Source organism: Natrinema sp. SYSU A 869 (assembly GCF_019879105.1).
GTDB lineage: Archaea > Halobacteriota > Halobacteria > Halobacteriales > Natrialbaceae > Natrinema.
This window is the reverse complement of the sequence record NZ_CP082247.1, coordinates 610,488-631,289: the sequence shown is the minus strand read 5'-3', so window position 1 is coordinate 631,289 and position 20,802 is coordinate 610,488. Positions and strand designations below refer to the sequence as shown.

General features: G+C 58.3%; 18 protein-coding genes and 2 pseudogenes. 10 read left to right on the top strand and 10 right to left on the bottom strand.

The genetic code is table 11. The features are described 5' to 3' along the window. Positions 1–94: 94 nt before the first annotated feature. A complete protein-coding gene (locus tag K6I40_RS02885; RefSeq protein ID WP_222912773.1) occupies positions 95–1,528 on the bottom strand; it encodes a sodium:solute symporter in 1,434 nt (477 codons plus the stop codon). 131 nt (positions 1,529–1,659) lie between these two features. On the opposite strand from K6I40_RS02885, the gene K6I40_RS02880 reads away from it, so the two are divergent. After that, positions 1,660–2,715: an NrpR regulatory domain-containing protein gene (locus tag K6I40_RS02880; protein WP_222912772.1), complete on the top strand. Its 1,056-nt coding sequence runs from the start codon at positions 1,660–1,662 to the stop codon at positions 2,713–2,715. Here the strand turns inward: K6I40_RS02880 and K6I40_RS02875 are convergent, their stop codons facing one another. After that, positions 2,716–3,723 carry an agmatinase family protein gene (locus K6I40_RS02875; protein ID WP_222912771.1) on the bottom strand — a complete coding sequence of 336 codons (1,008 nt, stop codon included), beginning with the start codon at positions 3,721–3,723 and terminating at the stop codon, positions 2,716–2,718. After that, a complete protein-coding gene (locus tag K6I40_RS02870; RefSeq protein WP_222912770.1) occupies positions 3,716–5,041 on the bottom strand; it encodes an aspartate aminotransferase family protein in 1,326 nt (441 codons plus the stop codon). Before K6I40_RS02870 ends, K6I40_RS02875 begins: the two co-directional genes overlap by 8 nt. Before the next feature lie 214 nt (positions 5,042–5,255). Here K6I40_RS02870 and K6I40_RS02865 point away from each other — a divergent pair, with 214 nt between their 5' ends. The 3 genes from K6I40_RS02865 to K6I40_RS02855 all read left to right on the top strand — a co-directional run bounded on the left by K6I40_RS02865 (position 5,256) and on the right by K6I40_RS02855 (position 6,518). Continuing rightward, positions 5,256–5,483, top strand: coding sequence for a hypothetical protein (locus K6I40_RS02865; protein WP_222913658.1), 228 nt, complete (start codon positions 5,256–5,258; stop codon positions 5,481–5,483). Positions 5,484–5,853: 370 nt separating this feature from the next. After that, on the top strand, positions 5,854–6,147 hold the full coding sequence (locus K6I40_RS02860) for a hypothetical protein (RefSeq protein ID WP_222912769.1): 294 nt from the start codon (positions 5,854–5,856) through the stop codon (positions 6,145–6,147). A 95-nt stretch (positions 6,148–6,242) separates the two neighbouring features. Further along, positions 6,243–6,518 carry a hypothetical protein gene (locus K6I40_RS02855; RefSeq protein ID WP_222912768.1) on the top strand — a complete coding sequence of 92 codons (276 nt, stop codon included), beginning with the start codon at positions 6,243–6,245 and terminating at the stop codon, positions 6,516–6,518. A gap of 49 nt (positions 6,519–6,567) precedes the next feature. Here the strand turns inward: K6I40_RS02855 and K6I40_RS02850 are convergent, their stop codons facing one another. From K6I40_RS02850 to K6I40_RS02840, 3 genes and pseudogenes are all read right to left on the bottom strand, one after another. Next, on the bottom strand, positions 6,568–7,023 hold the full coding sequence (locus tag K6I40_RS02850) for a PIN domain-containing protein (RefSeq protein WP_222912767.1): 456 nt from the start codon (positions 7,021–7,023) through the stop codon (positions 6,568–6,570). Beyond that, positions 7,020–7,382: a helix-turn-helix domain-containing protein gene (locus K6I40_RS02845; protein ID WP_222912766.1), complete on the bottom strand. Its 363-nt coding sequence runs from the start codon at positions 7,380–7,382 to the stop codon at positions 7,020–7,022. The genes K6I40_RS02850 and K6I40_RS02845 overlap by 4 nt, the downstream gene beginning before the upstream one ends. Before the next feature lie 217 nt (positions 7,383–7,599). After that, positions 7,600–7,975, bottom strand: a pseudogene (locus tag K6I40_RS02840) (zinc ribbon domain-containing protein); the annotation flags it as partial. Positions 7,976–8,335: 360 nt separating this feature from the next. On the opposite strand from K6I40_RS02840, the gene K6I40_RS02835 reads away from it, so the two are divergent. Further along, a complete protein-coding gene (locus K6I40_RS02835) occupies positions 8,336–9,319 on the top strand; it encodes an alpha/beta fold hydrolase (protein ID WP_222913619.1) in 984 nt (327 codons plus the stop codon). 548 nt (positions 9,320–9,867) lie between these two features. Here K6I40_RS02835 and K6I40_RS02830 read toward each other — a convergent pair. Together K6I40_RS02830 and K6I40_RS27760 are read right to left on the bottom strand one after the other, a co-directional pair. Further along, entirely contained in the window at positions 9,868–10,449 is a 582-nt protein-coding gene (locus K6I40_RS02830; protein ID WP_222912765.1) for a hypothetical protein, read from the bottom strand. A gap of 147 nt (positions 10,450–10,596) precedes the next feature. Further along, positions 10,597–10,731 (bottom strand): hypothetical protein, encoded by a 135-nt coding sequence (locus K6I40_RS27760; RefSeq protein WP_255681347.1) that lies wholly within the window; start codon positions 10,729–10,731, stop codon positions 10,597–10,599. Positions 10,732–11,209: 478 nt separating this feature from the next. Between K6I40_RS27760 and thsA the strand changes: the two genes are divergently transcribed. Continuing rightward, positions 11,210–12,898: a thermosome subunit alpha gene (gene thsA, locus K6I40_RS02825; RefSeq protein WP_222913616.1), complete on the top strand. Its 1,689-nt coding sequence runs from the start codon at positions 11,210–11,212 to the stop codon at positions 12,896–12,898. Positions 12,899–13,038: 140 nt separating this feature from the next. Here the strand turns inward: thsA and tnpA are convergent, their stop codons facing one another. Further along, positions 13,039–13,437: an IS200/IS605 family transposase gene (tnpA, locus tag K6I40_RS02820; RefSeq protein WP_222912764.1), complete on the bottom strand. Its 399-nt coding sequence runs from the start codon at positions 13,435–13,437 to the stop codon at positions 13,039–13,041. Between the two features lie 53 nt (positions 13,438–13,490). Between tnpA and K6I40_RS02815 the strand changes: the two genes are divergently transcribed. From K6I40_RS02815 to K6I40_RS02805, 3 genes and pseudogenes are all read left to right on the top strand, one after another. Next, positions 13,491–13,646 (top strand): DUF2080 family transposase-associated protein, encoded by a 156-nt coding sequence (locus K6I40_RS02815; protein WP_222912763.1) that lies wholly within the window; start codon positions 13,491–13,493, stop codon positions 13,644–13,646. Further along, a pseudogene (locus K6I40_RS02810) lies at positions 13,643–14,915 on the top strand (transposase). The gene K6I40_RS02815 and the pseudogene K6I40_RS02810 overlap by 4 nt, the downstream one beginning before the upstream one ends. 502 nt (positions 14,916–15,417) lie before the next feature. Then, positions 15,418–16,566: a M14 family zinc carboxypeptidase gene (locus K6I40_RS02805; protein WP_222912762.1), complete on the top strand. Its 1,149-nt coding sequence runs from the start codon at positions 15,418–15,420 to the stop codon at positions 16,564–16,566. Positions 16,567–17,810: 1,244 nt separating this feature from the next. On the opposite strand, the gene K6I40_RS02800 is transcribed toward K6I40_RS02805, so the two are convergent. Beyond that, positions 17,811–18,779, bottom strand: a complete 969-nt coding sequence (locus K6I40_RS02800) for a transcription initiation factor IIB (RefSeq protein ID WP_222912761.1) — start codon at positions 18,777–18,779, stop codon at positions 17,811–17,813. A gap of 621 nt (positions 18,780–19,400) precedes the next feature. Between K6I40_RS02800 and K6I40_RS02795 the strand changes: the two genes are divergently transcribed. Further along, on the top strand, positions 19,401–20,252 hold the full coding sequence (locus tag K6I40_RS02795) for a PGF-CTERM sorting domain-containing protein (RefSeq protein ID WP_255681346.1): 852 nt from the start codon (positions 19,401–19,403) through the stop codon (positions 20,250–20,252). Positions 20,253–20,802: the final 550 nt, after the last annotated feature.

Sequence of the window (20,802 nt, the reverse complement as noted above, 5' to 3'; positions counted from 1 at the left end):
TGGCGTGCCGCCCGCGAGAGCAGATGCAGACGACTAGCCGCGCGCTCGCTGTGGGCCCGCGTCGTAGCGCTCGAGTAGCTGGCGAGCGAGCGGGTCAGTCAGCAGATGGCGACGAGTCGAGGCTGTCGACCCAGGCGCTGAGTTTCTCCTGTGCGGGCGGCCCGGTGAGGAGACTCACTGTTGTGAACGAAACCACGCTCGTGGCTAGGCCGTAGATGATCGGGAGGTTCGACGCGAAGCCGTGCAGCCAGATGGTCGCGATCACGACGGTCGCGCTGATGAAGATTGATGAGAGGGCGCCTTGCCACGTCGCCCTCTCCCAAAAGAACGCCGCGAAGATGGGCACGAAGATGCTTCCGCTCAGCAGGGCATAGGTCAGCGACAGAGCCTGGACAACGTTGCCGATCGCGATCGCCGCGTAGACCATCACGACGCCGAGTACGAGGATGAGTGTACGGGAGACGCGCGCATAGGTCTCGTCCGAGGCGTCGGGATTGACGAAGCGTTTGTACACGTCATTCGTGAACAGGGTACTCGAGGCGAGCAGCGCCGAGTCCGCGGTCGACATCATCGCCGAGATGAAGCCCGCGAGGATGAGACCCGAGAAGCCGACCGGCACGATTTCCAGGATCAACCGCGGGAGCGCGAGTTCGGGATCCGCGAGGTTCGGGAGGAGCACGACGGCGATCGCCCCGAGGAGGGCGGTGACGATTCCGTAGACGACGGCGAACGACCCGGCCGCGATCGTGCCCGTGCGGGCGGTCTCCGTCGAGTCGGCCGTAAAGACCCGCTGCCAGACGTCCTGACCAATCATGATGCCGAGGACGTACAGCAGGAAATAGCTGGCAATCGTCTGCCACCCGATCGCGGTGATATCGAAGTACGAGGGATTCAGTTCGGCCGCGAGGCCGGAGAAACCGCCGACGGCGTCCAGGCCGAGCGGCAGGGCGAGGAAGAAGATTCCGACCGTCATGATACACCACTGGACGAAGTCGGTGATCGTCACGGAGAGCATTCCGCCCAGCATCGTGTAACTGATGACGATGGCCCCGGCAGCCAGAATCATCGTGTTCTGCTCGAAGCCGAACAGGACGCTCAACACCTTGCCGATCGCGATCGTCTGCGTGATCGCGAGCGTGAGCGCGTAGATCCCGGCAATGACGGCCCCGATCGTCCCGGAGTAGCGGTCGTACCGCCGCTCGAGGACCTCGCCGAGCGAATAGGCCTTGAGACTGGCGAGATTCGTCGATATCAGGAGCCCAAGCGCGATGGTGCCGAGCCCGAGCATAATGACGAGCCACGCCCCGGAGATCCCGTTCTGGTAGCCGAGGCCGCCACCGCCGATCGTCGAGGCGCCGCCGAGGATGACGGCCGACATGACGGGTATGTACATCCAGATCGGAATGTTCCGACCCGCAACGAGATAGTCGTCGAGCGTGTCCGATTTTTGATACCCCCAGTACCCGACAGCGAGCAGGCCGAGCATGTAGAGTGTCAGTACACCTGTGTCAATGGGCGACACTACCATGGAAAAGGATTGCCACATTATGGTATTTAACAGTTTCTATCATGGGAGTCCGTCGGGCGGCCGTGGGCCGCCGCGTCCGGCCTGGCCCGACGACGGATACGTTTATTGGACTCTGGGAGAGCCGTAGGGCTATGCCCGAGAATCTCGACCGTCGAGCGTACGATCTCCTCCGCCTCATCGACGGTCACGAACCGATCGGTAGTATCCGGCTGGTCGACCTGCTGAACCGGCACGGGTATTCCATCAAGAGCCGCACCGTGCGCCTCATGCTCTCGAACCTGGACGACGCCGGCTATACCAAGAAAATACCCGGGAAGGGGCGCTGTCTGACGCCGGAGGGCCAGTCGGAACTCGAGCGGGGCCACGTCGGCGCCCGCCTCGAGCAGGTCCGCGAGCGGATCCGAACGCTGACCGGGCAAGTCACGTACGATCCGTTCGAGGACACCGGTGAGGTCGTCGCCGCCTCCATCACCGTCCCGCGGGCGGAGCTCGACGCCGCACTGGATGCGATCGAACCGCTCGCCGAGACGCCGCTCGGGCCGATCCGGCTCGCGATCGAGGAGGACGTGTTCGCAAGCGCCGACAGCGAATCGGCCGACCTAGTGCGCCTCTCTGCCCCCTCGAGTATCACGCTCGACGGGGTGTTGCTCTCGCGCGGCATCAACGCCGAGCTCCGGACGGCCGGCATCGTCGAGTACTATGCGGGCCATGACGCCGACGCGTTTCCCCACGAGGGGGCGTTCGATCCCGACAACGGCGGGGCAGTCCTGCGGTATACGGATGCGATCAGCGGCGAGGGATCGACGGTCGACGTCGTCAGTCTGTTGACCGAAGCGGGGCGCACCGCGGTCCGGCCCGCGTTCGACGACAGCGACGTGCCCGCCCTGTTCGTGGTCGACAACCGGGAGTTCCCGCTCACGCGGTACGACGAGGCCGTGGACCTCGCGATCGAGGCGCGCGATCGACTCGGTGGGGTCCTCGACGTCCGGAAGCCCCGCGAGGACGGCCCGTTCCCGACTGAAAAACCGGGTTGGGGGTTCGCGTCGATGACCTACGGGGCGGTCGGCGAACTCGTCCTCTCGCTACTGACGGCGGACGGCTACGCCGAGTCGTGGGAAACGCTGTCCGGCCTCGTGCCGCGCTCGCGGTTCGAGCGGGTCTCGGTCGTGCGGGCCCGCCGGACGTAGTTACTCCGCGAACTGGCGCTCGAGGAGCGTGACGAGGAGGTAGGCAGCCAGCGTCTGGGTCGATCGCGTGGGATCGTGGTCGGGAGCGACCTCCATGAGGTCCGCGGCGCCGATCGCGTCGTGCGTCCCGAGGATCTCCATGATCGTGAGCGCTTGCCGACTGCTCAGGCCGGCGGGCTCGGGCGTCCCCGTGCCCGGCGCGACGCTCGGATCGACCGAGTCGATATCGAACGTCAGGTAGACGGCGTCCGCCCCGTCGGCGGCGTGGTCGATCGCGTCGGTGACGATGTCACGGATACCCCGTTCGTGGACGTCGCGCATCGTGTAGAGGCCCAGCCCGGTCTCCTCGGCGAAGTCGAAGAACCCCGGCGACTCGTACCCCCGGATCCCGATCTGGCTGATATTCGCGTAGTCGCCGTAGTCCGACTCCGCGATCAGCCGCGTGGGCGAGCCGTGGAAGTGCTCGCCGAAAATCGGACTCTCCTCGGCGGTGTCCGTGTGGGCGTCGATCTGCACGAGACCGACGCGCTCGGCGTCGATCGCCTCCGCGAACCCGCGGTAGGCGGGATACGTACAGTAGTGGTCACCGCCGATCATCACCGGGAACGCCCGTTCGGCCGCGGTCGCGACGTGTGCGGTGATGCTCTCCGCGGACGTCTCTTGGTCCTGCGGGAAGACCGGGACGTCGCCGCAGTCGGCAACCGTCAGATCGCTGAAGTCGACTTGGGCGCGCGTGTTCATGTTCGTCAGTCCACCCTTGTAGCCCGACAGGTACGCCCACCAGGTACTCGCCTCGCGAACGGCCGCTGGGCCGTAGCGTGCGCCCGGTCTGTTGCTCGCAGCGGCGTCGAGGGGGGCGCCCAGCACGGCGACGTCGACGTCGTCGAGGTCCTCGACGTCTCGCGGCTCGCCCTTGAGAAACGTCTGCTGGCCGGCGTACGCGAGTTCGAGACCGGCCCCGTCGTGGCGCTCCCGGAACGCGCGGGCGCGCGATCGATCCTCACTCATCGGTTGCCTCCGCGAGCACCGTTCGGAGTGCCGCGAGCGTTCGGTCGAGCTGCTCGGTGGAGATCGTAAGCGGCGGCTGGAACCGGAGCACGTTCTTGTAGTAGCCGCCGACGCCCATGATGATGCCTCGTTCCCGAAGCTCGTCGGCAACGGCCGCCGCGAGCGTCTTGTCCGGGGCCGGCGCGGCGTCGCGTGGCCCGGTCGCACTCAGGTCGACGAGTTCCACGCCCTGCATGAGCCCGCGCCCGCGGGTCTCGCCGACGACGTCGAAGTCGGCCGCGAGCTCGGTGAGGCGCTCCGAGAGCCACCTCCCTTTCTCCGCGGTCTCGGCGACGATCCCGCCTTGCAGTTCGTCGATCGTCGCCAGCGCGGCGGCACAGGCGATCGGATTACCGCCGAACGTCGAGAGATGGTCGCCCGCGTCGAACGCGTCCGCGATCTCCGGTGGCGCGGTAAACGCACCGAGCGGGAGCCCGTTCGCGATGCCCTTGGCCTGCGTGAGGATGTCGGGGGTGACGTCGACGTGCTCACTGGCGAACATCGCTCCCGTCCGCCCGTAGCCCGTCTGGACCTCGTCGACGATGAGGAGCGCGCCGTGATCGTGAGTGATCTCCCGGACCCGCTCGAGCCAGCCTTCTGGTGGCACAATAATACCACCTTCGCCCATGATCGGTTCGACGACGACCGCGGCAAGATCGTCGCTCGTATGGGTACCGATCACGTGTTCGATCTCGGCGGCAGAGCGAGCTGCGAATTCGGACGCCGACCTCGTCTCGTCGGGCCACCGGTAGCGGTACGGTGCCGGTGCGTGGACCGCGTCGTTGATCGTCGGCCCCATGTCGTGTTTGTAGGTGTGATTGCCGGTCAGCGCCAGGCTGCCCAGCGTCCGGCCGTGGAACCCCATCTCGAGGGCGACGACCTCTTTGCTGCCGGTGTACTTTCGGGCGAGCTTGATGGCGCCCTCGACGGCTTCGGTTCCGGAGTTACAGAAGAAGCTCTTCCGGAGGTCGCCGGGGGTGATCTCGGCGAGTCGTTCGGCCAGTTCGGCGACCGGTCTGTTCGGATGGACGTAGGAACAGCCGTGGACGAACTCGTCGAGCTGGGCCGTCGCCGCGTCGGCGACCGCACCGTTGCGGTGGCCCACGTTCGTCACCGAGATCCCAGAGAAGACGTCGAGATATTCGTTCCCGTCGAAGTCCTCGACCGTACAGTCGGTCGCGCGGCGGATGGGAACGTTTAACGACTTCCAGATCGGCATCACGTACTCTTCGTACTGACGCTCGATGGTCTCGTTCGAGGAGGGCTCGTTGCGGGACATCTAGCGAAACACCATGGCAACATATTGCCACCCTCCGGTATTTATCCATTCTGGTTATTCGTCGCCCGCGCTGGGACGCTACCGCTAGCTCAACACCGGTTCGTTCCGCACGACCGTCTCAGTACCGGGCCACTCTCCGCCGTCGCGTCTCGAGGGTACGAGTCCAGAAGGGCGATCGCTGCTCCTGCTAGGTTTTTACCATATCTCAAAGGACATGAGACTGCACAACAGGGGCGTCCGGCAGGACGTCCGCGAACTTGGGGCGTTGCTCGGCGACGTCCTCGAGGACCAGACCTCGCGGCGCGCGTTCGAGACCGTCGAGTCCTGTCGCCGGGCCGCGATCGATTACTGGTCGGGGGACCTCGAGTACACCGAACGCCGGATCGTTCTGCCAGCGGATGTGGACATTCCTGGAGAGACGACGAGACTCACTGACCAATGAGCTACGAGTGTGACCACTGTGGTGCGTCGTTCGATACCCTTTCGCGTTTCAGGCTCTATGAGTGCTCGTCTGAATCCACCGACGATACACCAATTGACTCATCGTCACCAGCCGACCCGGCTCCTGATTCAGTGGCTGTCGAGACCGAATACCCGGCACTCGTGAGCGACCTCTCAGACATCATCGAGGAAGCTAAAGAAGGCGACCTGTCGGCCCTCTATCGTGCAGTCGCGGAGTACGAGACGGCACTGACGAAAAATCGACACAGACTGAATCGCGCTCTGACGATACTCATCACGACATATTGTTTGCGTACTACGAGTCACTTGCCGAGGGGCTGGATACGGCAGCGCAAGCGAATGGCTGGGATATGCTCGTTGAGTTCGTAGACGCGTATGACCCACGAGAAGACAGGCTTCCGGAAGTTGCACACGTGATTGCGAACGCGATGGGGCGCTCTCTCGTCCGGACCCGCCTCTCCGAGGGCATCAATTCGGTCCCGGCGGAGGCACTCGCGTACCTGGGTGTGATTCCTGAGTACGTGGGCGAATTTGCGGTAGCGTTTGAAGAATCGTACACGGATGGGGGATCGGTCATCCTGCCCATTCAGTGGGTGACCAGTTACGCGCACTGGCCGACACAGAGCACAAGTGGACGAGCATAACGCTCAAAACGGCGTTCTATGCTGACCAGCACACGGCAATCGATGTTTTCGAAGAATTAGTGACGTCTGAGACTCTTACTGGAACCATCGAACGAATGACGTTCGAGGTTGGTCCAACGCGGTACTACTTTGGAGCGGTTGCAGACCTAGAGCGGGGCTTCCTGAACCCCCATGTTCCGATGTACTGGGAGTGGGAAGAGGAGATCGACTACTCATTCACGTTGAATCCGGACGTGAAACAGCGGATTCGCCAGCTTGCTCATGAAACAGGGATAACCGATGACCTTCCGGCAGACTGGACGCTCCCGGACCTCGATCCAAGTCTACTCTCGGAGTTTGAGGAAGAGCTGTTCGCAGACGAGGAACGGTAACCGTCACAGCGGGTCACTCGTTATCGGACGTCTGATTCGCAGCTATTGATCACTCCTCTGGGAGATTGATGTCGTCCGGAACAAGCGAGAATCCCAGCGTCCGGAAATCACTATCGAAGGCGAAGATATGTTCCGCGTCAAATTCACTTGCGAGCGTGCTAGTCGTATGATCTACAAATGAAATCTGCTGGTCATCGAACCGCTCAAATTCATCGCAGACTGATTCGAACTGCGATTCATCTGAGTGGAGAATAGTCACTACTGGTGAATTCCGGATGCGACTCAACGTGTCCATGGCTTTCTCGTGGTTCTTCTTACGCAGGATTAGCGTTGTCAGTTCACTGAGGACATATCCCGTGGTATATATCGGACGAAAGCGGAGATCACCTGCTTGGATAGCATCCATCACTGCACGAGCACGCTCGTGGCGAGGAGATGTTGCAACAAAATGAGCGAAAAACGCGCCCGTATCAACGAACAAGGGTGTGGTTCCTGGGCCGCTCATCCCTCAATCTCGCCGTAGAGGACATCGTCAATCTCGTCTTCATCAACGGGCTCATCAACTGAGAACTTTGGAGCAGAGAAGAGCGGGTCATCAGGACCGATCTCATCGGGAGTTGCTTCCGTGTCCGCTGTGTACCACCAGACAACCGTTCGACTGCCAAGAGAAACCTTCTCAAGTCTATCCTCGTCTTCTAACCGACTCAACCGTCGGTATGCGGTTGACCGGTCAATACCAAACCGGTCTGCCACCTCTTGTGCGGTGTGGAATGGCCGTCCTTTGATGAAGTAGCTCATGATGTCCTCGTTGTCAAGCTCAGACTCAAACTGTCCACTTTCGTCGCGTCCGGTGTTCCCAGACATGTCCGATTTACCTCTACCCCAGTGTAGAATCCACACACTAATAGATGTGCCGACGGGATTAATACCGAGCACTATGTAGTGTACAGTGTAGAAGCTCAGTCTCTTGGGTGGTGTGACCATTGCAGAAAACGCTTGAGTGCTAGATTGACATCCTCCCCGCGCTGAAGCGCGAGGATTCCACCGTTGGGGTCGGATACGCCGATTCCCCGGCGGTAACTCACGGGTCTGTCTGCTCCTCGTTGGGACGGTGAGCGCGTGGTGACGCCGACCATCGGTGGTCGTCCCACTGAGGCACACGGGCCGTGCCATCGGCCGTGGTACGGTCGATTCATGGCGTCGGAGGAACGTCTCTGACGCCGTGAGGTCCGCGTGGCCCTCGAAGCCACACGGACACGTGAGCGTGTCTTGATGCCGCGTCGTCTCTGTCGCGGGCCCGCATTCGGACACCCTTGGGAGGTCCACGCTTCGGGCCGGACTTCGACGGTGATATCGAACTCTTCGGCAGTACACGCAAGTCGATCGGTGAACGCGCGGAACGCCCAGAAATTGTGCGTCTTTGCGTTCGCCCGCACCGACCAGTGTGTCTCGAGAATGCAGTGGGGTTGAGACCGTTTTAAACACGACGCTCACTGTGTTGGCGATCCGAAATGAGGCAGTGGCGTTGGTAAGCGACGATGATCTGTAAAGATTGGCACACTCTGGAAGTTTCTACCCGACACGTTTCGAGGATAATCCGTTCGCATTTCATGAACGGAGCGCTCTCAGGCGTCAACGAAACTGCCACGGAGGTTGACAGCCAGTACAAGAGAGCGATCCATCGAAATACGATAATTTTTGGTAAGACAATATCGTATACATGAAGATAATTGTAGTATTGCGCCGTAGGTGGCTCGAGAAAGCACAACGAAAAGTAACCAAGCCGCAACAGCGATCACAGTCCTCCTCAAGCGTGGATCGTTCGTTCCAGAGAAGGCAGCCTAGCGTCCGCCTATCAGACGTTCGGGGACCTGAATGACGAGAAGGATAACGTTATCCTCTTTCCCCATATGTATTCCGGGACCCACCGGGATATGGAACGGTTTATCGGCGAAGATATGGCAATCGACCCGACAGAGTATTTCGTCATTCTCCCGAATCAGCTCGGGAATGGCCTCTCGACGTCACCGCACAACACGCCGCCGCAAGACGGTGGCATGGGTTATTTCCCGGATGTGATGATTGAGGACGACATCCGCGCCCAGCACAAACTCATCACGGAGGAGTTTGAGATTAAAGAATTCCAACTCATCCTTGGCTGGTCAATGGGTGCACAGCAAACCTATGAGTGGATCGTTCGGTATCCGGATATGGTCAAGCGGGCTGCCCCGATCGCTGGTACGGCCAAGGTCACACCACACGACCAGCTTTTTATCGAGGCCCACAAAGAGATGATCTGTTCAGACCCCGCATGGAATGATGGGTTTTATACGGAGCCGCACGCCGTTCACACAGGGCTGCGGCGACACGCTCTTATCTGGTCGGTCATGGGTCTAAGCACCCAGTTCTATCACCAATCCGAACAGGCCTGGGAGCGGGCAGGGTTCCAGTCAGTCGATGATTTCATGGCAAACTTCTGGGAGAATTGGTTTCTTCCAATGGACCCGAATAATTTACTCACGATGGCGACGAAATGGCAGCATGGCGACGTGAGCCGAAATACCGATGGGGATCTTGAAGCAGCGCTTGGCCGAGTTGTGGCGAAAGTATACGTCATGCCGTTTGAGGAGGATATGTTTTTCCCGGTGCGAGACTGCGAATACGAGGAGAAGATGATTCCAGACAGTGAGTTGCGACCGATCCCTAGCTTGTGGGGGCATTTTACCATGTTTGGTGTGTTCGACAAGGATCTCGAAGCGATCAATGAGCATATCAGTAATCTCCTGAACGAGTCAGTATAATACAGGGGCCAGACGGCATCTGATTCTCATTTGTCCGGAACAGACGTCGGTATCAGGCGCAGCCATCTGGTTCTCCGCTGAGCGAGAGTTGCATACCAGCTCTGATCAACTGCCTCGGGGTCAAGCCCCGAGGCTTGTCAGTGAACTCCTGCACTGCCACTATGCAGTGGAGACATTGAAATCGTCGTTCTTGTCAATATCCTTCTTTTAAGCCTAGTTGACTTGTGGCTTGTCCAGAACCAGACTTGAGCCAGTTCTGGACAAGACGCCACGTTCCGATATCGCGGAACTCGTCGAGTCGCGGGAGCCAGTCGGAGACCGAAGCAATCTCCGCGGTGACTGGTTCCTCACCGACGTCGAATTCAGTCGCGATCTCCGAGACGACCTCCTTGTGTGTTCCCTCCGCAGGACGTAGCGCTCCCAGATTCATGTGCGTCGGGCGCGTTCTGATGGTGGCAGGATCGAACCCTCGGCCTCATGCGATACGGTGACACACGGGTTGTAGACCCAGAGGTATTGCATTGGGACGATGTCGCTGGCACTGGCGCTCAGTGCCTGTTCATCGCCACCAGATATTCCGACTCCGTTGTGTACGGGTCGGTAGCCTCGTGGACCCACACCGGTTCGAACGTTGTCGTGATCTGTTTCACGCGGCCGTCGCGCTCCCACGCGTCGATCCATGTCTCAACGAGTCCCATCGTCTCGAGGTCGGTGACGACCTCCCGAATGGCATGCTCGCCGAGACACAACTCGGCCGGGAACGCGTCGCCCTGCAGGAGCTCGTGGCCCTCCGTCGTCACGGGCTGTTTGATCGCCGCACCCTGATCACAGCCCGTCACGCCGGTGAGCACGAGGAAGTGGTTTGCCGGTAGGGCAAGTGGTTTCCCAATGGTCGCCTCGCGCTCGGTCGCCTCGAGATTCACCGCAATGCAGTCCTCCGACACCGTCTCTAGGCCGCGGTCGTTTGCGGTCTCGCTGGCCTGTCGGAACAGTGTGAGCGCTTTTCGAACGTCACCCAGAGCCAGGCGGCCTCCTAGAACCCATAACCGTGCCGTCAGCGGGCACCGCGCCATCTCTCGGGTTGCGTACCGTCTTTGCGGTGCGCGGCCTGGCGTTGGGGCCACGCTCATCCCGCGCTGGGTCGCGGAACGACGCAGCGTCGCTTCAACACGGTCCTGTTGCGGACTTCTCGGAGGGGGCGACGCGTGGCAGGCCCGAGACTACGACTCGCGCTGCTCGGCTTGACTGGGAGCCTCCCGGGTTGGTAGGGCGCGCAGTTACGGTGTGAAGGCGACGTTCGTTACCGTGTCGATAACACCTGTGACGGCGTAAATGTCGTCCGCAACGACCCTGGGGAGGGCATCCGGATCGTTGAGGTCAAGTTGTGCGATGATATTATATTCACTAGTCACGACGGACCGTCCCGACTGCACCGAGTTCACCGATCTCATTCACCGCGGTCGTGACGGCGCCGGGATCAGCCAAGATATGCACATATGCGTCGATCATGTCTTCTTTCCTGAGATATCATATCACTAATACTCTCATCACTGTTGTCTCTGGCTTGTGAGCGAGGCCTGGATCAACTCCACGCCGCTAACACTATCCGGCGGCAGTGTAACACCTTGGAGAGCACTGTTCTGGCTGGTAGATGTCGTTCGGATGGTGAGCGAGAATGCCGTCTCGGCGTTCCCTGATCCACTGTCCTGTGCGACTGAAACCGACTGCACCTGGCTCCACAGAAGCGCCTCGGATGTGGTGACTGTGCGTCTGCGTCGACCCAGATCTATACTCCTTTAGGTCGATTATATCTTAGGACGATGATATATCCTATACCGAAGCGTATATATAGAACCTCAATCAATCATATGAGTAGTTATGGCAGAGCAAATGGGCAATCAGCCGATGGTCGTCCTTTCCGAGGACAGTCAGCGAACCTCTGGCGATGACGCACAGTCGATGAACATCACCGCCGGGAAAGCCGTCGCGGAGGCAGCCCGAACAACGCTCGGTCCTAAGGGGATGGACAAAATGCTCGTCGGCTCGACGGGCAACGTCGTCGTGACGAACGATGGTGTTACGATCCTCAAGGAGATGGAAATTGACCATCCCGCAGCCAATATGATTGTTGAGGTAGCGGAGACACAGGAAGCGGAAGTCAGCGATGGGACGACCTCGGCTGTCGTCATCGGTGGTGAACTTCTCAAGCAAGCTGAGGACCTCCTCGAGCAGGACGTTCACCCGACGTCTCTGGAACAGGGGTACCGCCAAGCTGCCGAGGAAGCAAAACGAATCGTCGAGGATATGTCGATCGACGTTGATGCCGACGACACTGAACTCCTCCAGCAGATTGCCGCCACAGCAATGACCGGCAAAGGCGCAGAGAATGCCAAAGAACTGTTGGCTGACCTCGTCGTTACCGCCGCCAGCAGCGTTGCTGACGATGATGGTGTTGATACGGACAACATCAAGGTCGAGAAGATTACCGAGGGGACAGTCGAGGACTCTGAACTCATCGAGGGTGTTGTCGTCGACAAAGAGCGTGTCAACGAGGACATGCCGTCTCTCGTTGAGGACGCCGATGTCGCAGTGCTCGACGACGCCCTCGAGATCAAGGAAACCGAGATTGACACTGAAGTCAACGTCACCGATCCCGATCAACTCCAGCAGTTCCTCAACCAGGAAGAGGAGCAGCTCCGTGAAATGGTCGACGAGATCATCGACGCCGGCGCTGATGTCGTTTTCGCACAGGATGGTATTGATGACATCGCCCAGCAATATCTCGCCGACGCAGGCATCTTGGCGGTACGTCGCGCCAAATCTAGTGATGCCGAGCAGATCACTCGCGCGACCGGAGCCCGCACCGTGGGCGACGTCACCGATATTGGATCCGACGATCTCGGCTTTGCTGGCTCCGTGTCCCAGCAGGACGTCAGTGGCAGTCAACAGATCGTCGTCGAAGATGTTGAGGACGCCACCTCCGTCACGCTCCTGCTTCGTGGCGGTACTGAACACGTCGTCGACGAAATTGAACGCGCCATCGAGGACAGCCTTGGCGTTGTCCGCGTCACCCTCGACGATGGGAAGGCACTGCCCGGCGGCGGTGCACCCGAGACCCAGCTTGCGCTCGAACTGCGCCAGTTCGCTGACAGTGTTGGCGGCCGCGAGCAGCTGGCCGTCGAAGCCTTCGCCGATGCACTCGAAGTTATCCCGCGCACGCTTGCTGAGAACGGCGGGCTCGACACGATCGACTCACTTGTCGAACTCCGGGGCCAGCACGATGCCGGGAATACGACTGCAGGACTCAATGTCTACACCGGTGACGTCATCAACATGGAAGAAGCGGGCGTAGTTGAGCCGCTACGCGTAAAGACCCAGGCGATTGAGTCTGCAACCGAGGCAGCGGCCATGCTCCTGCGCATCGACGACGTTATCGCGGCTGGCGATCTCAAGGGTGGCCAGGTTGACGCCGACGATGACGACGACGCGGGCGGGCCTCCTGCTGGTGGCCCCGGCGGTGGGATGGGCGGCGGAATGGGAGGAATGGGCGGCATGGGTGGGATGGGCGGCGCGATGTGAGTTCCGGCAAGTAGCAGTAATTCATCGTTCCCGATCCGGATTCGTCCCTCCAAGGCAGTCCCGAAACTGCTGCTCTTCTACTGGCGGAACAGGCCGAGTGCCTCGGGGCTTGACCCCGAGGGTGAAGGCCGTAAGCCCTGCTAAACGTGTTCCGTTCGCTCGATATACTGCTCAATCGTGTCGGTTGAAACACCCCCTGCCGTCCCTACATAGTACGATTCCTCCCAAAACCCATCACCCCACAGATACTCCTCTAAGAACGGTTCGTGTTGTTCCCACATCTCCCGTGCTGTGATACTCTTGACCGTTCGTACAATCTCGCTCGGCGCGTGCTTCGGATGGGCTGAAAGGAACAGGTGTACGTGGTCGGGTGAGATCTGGAGCGACAGTATCTCGTAGCCGTACTCGTCGCACACGTCGCGGAAACTCACTTCCAACGTGTCCTCGATTGGTTCGAGAATCGCGTGGCGGTATTTCGGACACCACACGAAGTGATAGTTGACGTTGTACACCGTGTGGTTCGACCGCTTCTCACCCATATTGGAGGTACGTGACCGATACAGTTAAGTATATCCAAAGGATATACACAAGTATGGCGAACCGCTTTGAAATCGACGGCGAAGAAGTCCTCGACGGTGAGGTCAAGCCGTTCGGGAACAGCGCCCACGTCACCGTCCCTAAACGCTGGCGTGGCGCGGACGTGAAAGTTGTCCGCACCTCAGAACCTACCAAACAAGACGAAGAATGACCGACTCACAGGCTCTCGTCAAGACGCTGGACTTCCAACTCGACATCCAGAGTGACAACGAGGGCCTGCTGTACGACGCCACCCTTGAAGCACGCTCGGTGTACAACGAAACCATCCGCCTCGCCAAGCAAGGCGTGGACTGGGACACGATTCCTGACCGCGTGGCTGACGACGCCGGCCTCGTGAAAAACACGACTCAGCGCGTCGTCGCCAAGGCTCTCGGCTCGATGGAGAACTACTACGAGTACGACGACTTCGGCCAACCCAGTCACACCAAGGACGGCGCGTACCCGCTTCGTGCGAACTACGAGGAAGGGTACAACCTGTCGCTCACCGACGACGGCGACGTGGCGTTCCGAATCAGCGCGAAGCCGTACAAGCACGTCAAGGGTGTCCTCGACGGGAGTGACGACCACCTCGACATTCTCACGACTGCACTCACGAGTGACGAGTGGAAGATTGGGACGGCAGAAGCCCTGTTCCACAACGAGAACGCCGAGTTGCACGTCAACGTCACCAACACCGAGCAGACTGTTCGGAACAAGCAGGACTCACAGACTGTCGTGGGTGTGGACGTGAACGAGGACAACGTGGCCCTCACCGCACTCTCCGAGGGTGGCGTCGAGGACACGCTGGTTATCGACTTCCCCGAATCAAGTTCGAGCGTCACCGCTATTTCACGATGCGAAAGCGCGTGCAGAACGCGGGGAAGGACAGCATACACGACACGCTGGAAGGGCGTGAGGAGGGGTTTGTCCGTGACCGACTCCACAAGGTGTCTCGACACATCGTGGAGTGGAGTCAGCAGTTCGAGAGGCCGTGCATCGTCTTTGAAGACCTCAAAGAGATGCGCGACAGTATCGACTACGGCACGCGGATGAACCGACGCTTGCACCACCTCCCGTTCCGCGCCCTCCAGTTCTATACGTCGTACAAGGCGTCGTTCGAGAGGATTCCAACCGCGTGGATTAACCCCGAGTACACGAGTCAACGGTGCCCGATGTGCGGACACACAGAGCGCGGTAATCGCAACAAGAAGCGGTTCAAGTGTCGGTCGTGTTCCCATCAAGACCACAGCGACCGTGGTGCAAGCGTCAATATTGCCGTAAAAGGCGTGAAGAAACTCGATTGGAATGTGCCTGCTCTCAACAGCCTTCCCGTTGTTCGGAAGGTGCGACGGCAGGCATCGGGGCCGTGGACGCCCCGACCGTGACCCACCCGACCGCCCGAGGCTATCAGGCCGATGGTCGGATGGGAGTGTCCGACTAACCCATGGGAAGCCTCGGGGCTTGACCCCGAGGCGGTTCACACGCAGTTTGAGGCCGACGGAACGGGTTTGCGAGCGGCGATGCCCGATTCAGGGTGATCCGGTGGCCGAACGGTTCACCGTTTTTGTCTTGGCGTTGTTCGAGGATCGTCCAGGCGTCGTGTCGCCGTTGCCCGGAAGCGTCCACCTTGGACTTGTGGGTTGACGACCAGCCGTTTACCCCTGTTACGACCAAGAGCGCCGGCTGTGGGTCGTCGACGAGGACGACACTGCTGTTGAGATCCCGGTGATGCGACGATACGTGCTCAAACGAGAAGCGCGTGAAGGTTCAGCGAAACTCCTGCAACTCTCGAGATACGCACACTCTCCAGCAGCATTATCTCTTTAAAACTCTTATTATATCTTATCCTAATATCTAACACATAGGGTGAAATGATATATCTGTAGAAAATACTTATTAGTGATGGTGTTATAGAAGCTAATTGGATAATGAGGCGACGTAACATGCTCAAAACTATCGGTGGTATCGCAGGAGTAGGGACTCTCGGAACAGGCATCGTCAGTGCCGCCGATTGTCAGGGTGATTTTATAAAACCGGGCGGGCCATTCCCCCCAGAAACAGCAAATATCAATTATAATTCATTCACGAGCAATGAGAAACTCTATAAGACACTCGAAAAACTCGACACTCAGAGTAACCTTGAGTATGGATCCATCGGCGAAACGTGGGAGGGACGCCCCATCCCCTATGTGCGTATCGATGGTGGTGATACCGATGTCTTCTACGTAACCCAGCAGCACGGCGATGAGCAACACACGACGGAGGCCGCCTTACAACTCCTTCAGAAGTTCGCCGCTGGAGGGCGTCAGGTCGACAAGATCCTAGAAGAGGTGACGCTCCACGTCATTCCACGCCACAACCCCGATGGCTGGGCGCCAGCGGACGACAACGAGACACCGCAGCGGGAAAATAGGCGGCCAGAGGACGTGTGTCACGACGGTCCATACTTTGGACAAAATCAGTGTGGCTCAGTCGATCCAAACCGGCAGCACTATTTCGGCATTGATCCAGATATCCTTGCCGAGGCTGATGGTATCGATCCCGACCAGATCCCAGACGAGAACCCCTCGCCCGAGACCCAGGCGATGCTCGACAAAGCTGATGAGATTGACGCTGACATCGTTTGTGACTGGCATCATCAGTTCACCCTCCGGAATGATGATTGCGAGCTGATCAATGCATCGACCAGGTGGCCACTCAATGAGGCAGCGCCTGAAGATGCAGTAAACCTCTCTCGGCAGATCTCCGCGCATGCTTACCAAGAGACAAAGGATCTCGGTCACACGACTTGGGACACCTACCCTGGCGGGACCACCGCCAATATCGCTCGAAACGCCCACGGCGTTCTGGGTCGCGGGAGTGTCCTCTTCGAGTTCCGTGGACAGGCCAGCGATCTCGGGAATGCAGCAAACGGGAGGCTCGTGACTGTCATCAGCACGATTATGAACGAAGTCCTTGAGGGAATCGCGTCTGGCGAACTTTATGAGGTCGATCCCGCCGTCGCTGACGATATTCCACCCCGTGGGGATTACTTCTGGAAGGAACTCCCGCGAGAGGAGTGGAACCCAGAACATGAGGCATACGCAGAATAACATCAATCAAATAAATTATAACAGTTGGTATATTTTTCACTGTTTCTAAGAAACTGGACGTCTTTGTGAAGCGGGAAATTGCAATCAATTCTGAAGTGAAATAAGAACAGAAGTTGAGCGTGAGATCGTGGACAACCAATACGAAGTTTGACAACCCCTGCAAGGGGCGGGGTTTGCTCGCTGTCTAAAGATGATTTCCGGAGGCACACCTCGCACCCATTCCTTGTGGATCTCATGGGACTCCTCGTCGCGTGCATCACTAGTCGAGGCTGCCGTCGGTCCCCTCGGCGCAATTCAGTGTCCAACGGCACCGCCTCGATTCAGTCCAAAAGTAGTTCGGACAGCGCCGCGACCACCTGCAGTCCAGCAGACTCGCTGTGGACAAAGCTGGTCTCGCCCGCCAGTGGGTAGTTCTCGTGGGTGCAACCATCACCGGCATCTCACGCGGCTCTTTGGCGCGGCAGGGGTTGCAGCATGAATGGAAAACGGTGACGGCGGCTGGCGCGGACCGTTCCCGGGGTGCCTGTGTCACCGAGTGATTCGATAGACGGTTGGATTCCCGGACGTCTCGCGCCAGACGTCAAGCGTGCCGTCACGAACGAGTTCCCCGACGATTGGGCTGATCCGTTGTGGTGGTTCCTCAAGTGCGGTGGCGATGTGTTTTACCTTGGTGTGCGAATTGCCGCGGTTGAAATGCTCATGGACAGACGCACGGACATCGCTTGAGTGAATAATGGCTGCTGTCCATTGATCGCAGAACGGGCTGGAACAACCGCCACCTCTGGTCGCTAGAGGGTATTCGTATTAGGAAGGCTTATGCTGCTTCCGCAGAGAGCGAATTTCTCGGGAGACATCGAATGCTCGAGAAAGAGACAATCGGGAGCGACCGTGCATGGGAAATCTACTGTAATCGTGGAATAATCAGTCCGGGATACGCCGCCGAAATCACCGATCGGCGACGGCTCTGCCGAGAGTGGGCTGCTACCGGTGAGCCACTCCGTTGACTGCTGTCATGGCCTGACCGTGGATGACCACGCCCAGCACCGCCGCAAGTCGGCGTCGGGACGTGGTTTGGATGCACCGACTGTCTCTCAACCGTCCAGCTAGTTGCGGGCCGTCAGCCCGAGTTCGAGGACGACGCGGGGTTGTCCCAGCCGTGATCGTTGCCTCCACCCGCCAGCTCTGTCGCCACCCCGGACGCGAGTTTCATTGTTGCTAACGGCCTAACTTGCGAACAAAGATTGCTAGTGGATCCCCATTGCTTCGATCTGTTCTTGATAGCGGTTCCGGATGGTGACTTCGGTGACTTGCGCGACGTCTGCGACATCTTTCTGCGTCTTCTTCTCGTTACACAGGAGCGAGGCAGCGTAGATCGCAGCGGCGGCGAATCCTGTCGGCGACTTCCCGGATAGCAGCCCCTGCTCTGCAGTGCTATCGATAATCTCGTTGGCTTTGGCCTGGACCTCCTCACTCGAGCCGAGTTCAGAACAAAACCGGGGAACGTACTCCTTTGGATCGACTGGCTCCATCTCGAGTGCAAGCTCCTGAGAGATATAGCGGTACGTGCGCCCGATTTCTTTTCGCTCGACACGTGAGACGTCAGCGATTTCTTCTAAGCTGCGTGGGATTCCGTCTTGACGACATGCCGCATAGAGACAGCTCGTCGCGACACCTTCGATCGAACGTCCGCGGATGAGGTCTTCGTCTAACGCCCGTCGATAGATGACGCTAGCGATCTCACGAACCGACCGCGGGACACCGAGCGCGCTTGCCATCCGATCGGTCTCGCTGAGCGCGAACTGCAGGTTCCGTTCGCCGGCATCTTTCGTTCGGATGCGTTCTTGCCACTTGCGGAGACGGTTCATTTGACTGCGCTTTTTCGAGGAAAGTGAACGCCCATAGGCATCCTTATTTTTCCAGTCGATTTGCGTAGTGAGTCCCTTGTCGTGCATCGTCTGGGTGGTGGGTGCCCCAACCCGAGACTTGCTCTCCCGTTCGGAGGTATTGAACGCACGCCATTCCGGCCCTCGATCGATATTTGTCGTGTCGATGATCAAGCCACACTCCTCACAGACGAGTTCTCCCTGATCCTCGCTCGTGATGAGAGCGTTCGAGCCACATTCATCACATGTTTGCTCACTGCTCACTTCTTCGGCTTGTTGATTCGTGTCCGTATCTGAATCGCGCTCACGTGTGCGAGTCGGACGCTCCATGATATGTGATCTATAGCTAGAGTTGTTTAAGCCCTCGTTCCTGCGCTAAGAACGGAATACTGACTTGAACCGACTACGTACTGAGGAGTTATAGTTTTAATCTATAATTCGGGATTGCAATTATAGTCTATCGTGCACACCACAGAAACAGCTGTTATAGCATGCAACTTGAGTAGGAGAGCGTGGTATGCGGTAAGAGCCGGTTTAATCCGGCAAAATAAGCGGTTCTAACGACTAGACGTGTTCTCAGAACCAAAGCACAGCACCAATCGCAATAGCGGAAAGATTTTATTCAACACTTTCGAAATACTCGTCTATGCGAACTGACGTCCTCCAAGTTGTGAGTATCTGTCTCATTGTCCTCGCAACCGTTTCGATTGCTGCCCCGGTAGCATCGGAGTCAAAGTACGATCTTGAGGTTGCCGATTCGATATCGACCCCCGAAGAAACAGTTGAAATTGAGGGGACGGAGTATCCCGTCGATGGCGTCGGCGTTATCAAACCAGGTGAGCCGATAGAAATCGATGTTACGTCCCCGGAACAGTATCGTATCTACCTGTACAATACTGATGAGAAAACTGAGTTCGACAGCGTGTGGGATGCCAGTGAAACCACGTCGCAATGGGAACCGAAGACGATGCGCTCGATACGAGTACGCTCGAGCCTGGGACCTACATGCTCTCGTTAGAGGTTCGTGGAGAAGGGCGTCAGGCCGTTTACCCTGTTGTGATCGAGGCGTTTGATCTGTCCGTCGAGTATCCTGAAACCGCATCAGCAGACGAGGAAGTTGAATTCACTGCGACGACCGAGTCGGCCGAGAGCGCAACGAACGCCGATACCGTCGATGTCGCCGTCTGGAACGAAGCCGATGAAGAGGGGATGGACCTCGAGTTGGATTCCCAAGGCGACGGAACGTATCGCACCACCGTCGATGCTAGTGAATTCGGCGAGGGTGAGTACAACGTCTACAGCGCCGTAGTTGGTGAGGACGAGGCACAGGGGTACCCTACTGCAATGGCAGTCGATAACGGGCCGACGTTCACCGTAACGGCCGAAGAAAGCGATAATGATGATACGACTCCCGGCGGAGGCAGTGGTAGTGCTCCGTCGGATGGCGGGTCTGAAGATGAAAATGAAAATGAATCACCGACCGATGATACTCCCGAAAACGAAAGCACTCCAGCAAACGAAACGGAGCCTGTGGACGATGGAAATACGTCTGTAGGAAATGAGACTTCAGAAACTAATAATTCCGATAGCAACAACGAAACCGATACTGACGACCTGACCGAACCCGATGATGGAGACGGGGATAACGAGTCCAATACAAGCGACGGACAGACCCTTGAGCCGAATAATGAATCTGAGATCGAATCTACGAACACAGACGACGACTCGCTTTCCATTCCTGGATTTGGTCCCCTCGTAGCGGTCCTTGCGTTGCTTTTGGTCGGCTATCGAGCCGCACACTGAGCGAACTTGCAGTCCCTGTGCCTTCGAGTACGTTGATCCTGCCGATGCGGAGATGTTCTTGAGACGACACGAATCGAATTACGGCTACTAGCACGGCCCGTGGGTCCCATGTAGGACATTCGTTTCTGAATGGTATATTCATTGAAATTCTATTAGTTTGAACTCTCATAACTGAAACAGCCGTTAGGTAGCTATGAGAGTGTACCACGCTCGTTTACTCTCACTTTGGGTGGCCTGAAGGATTTCCGTGCACAAAACTGTTGTGCGTAGGTAGAGAAATCGACAACATGAGTACTAATACTGCAACGAAGCGCCTTCCGTCACGGGCAGTATGGGTGTTGGGAAGTGTTTCCCTCGTACTTGGGGTCGCCGCTTCCGAGTATCTCGAGACGGGTCCTGTTGGGGCAGTTGTCGGGACTACTGTTCTGATGTTAGTTCTGGCACTCGTCTATGAATTTGTGTCCTCTTGAGATTCCGTCTATTTCTGTTAGACACACCTTCTGTATCTAACGATCAGAGTGTCTAGTCTGAGTTGGGAGTGAGATAGCTA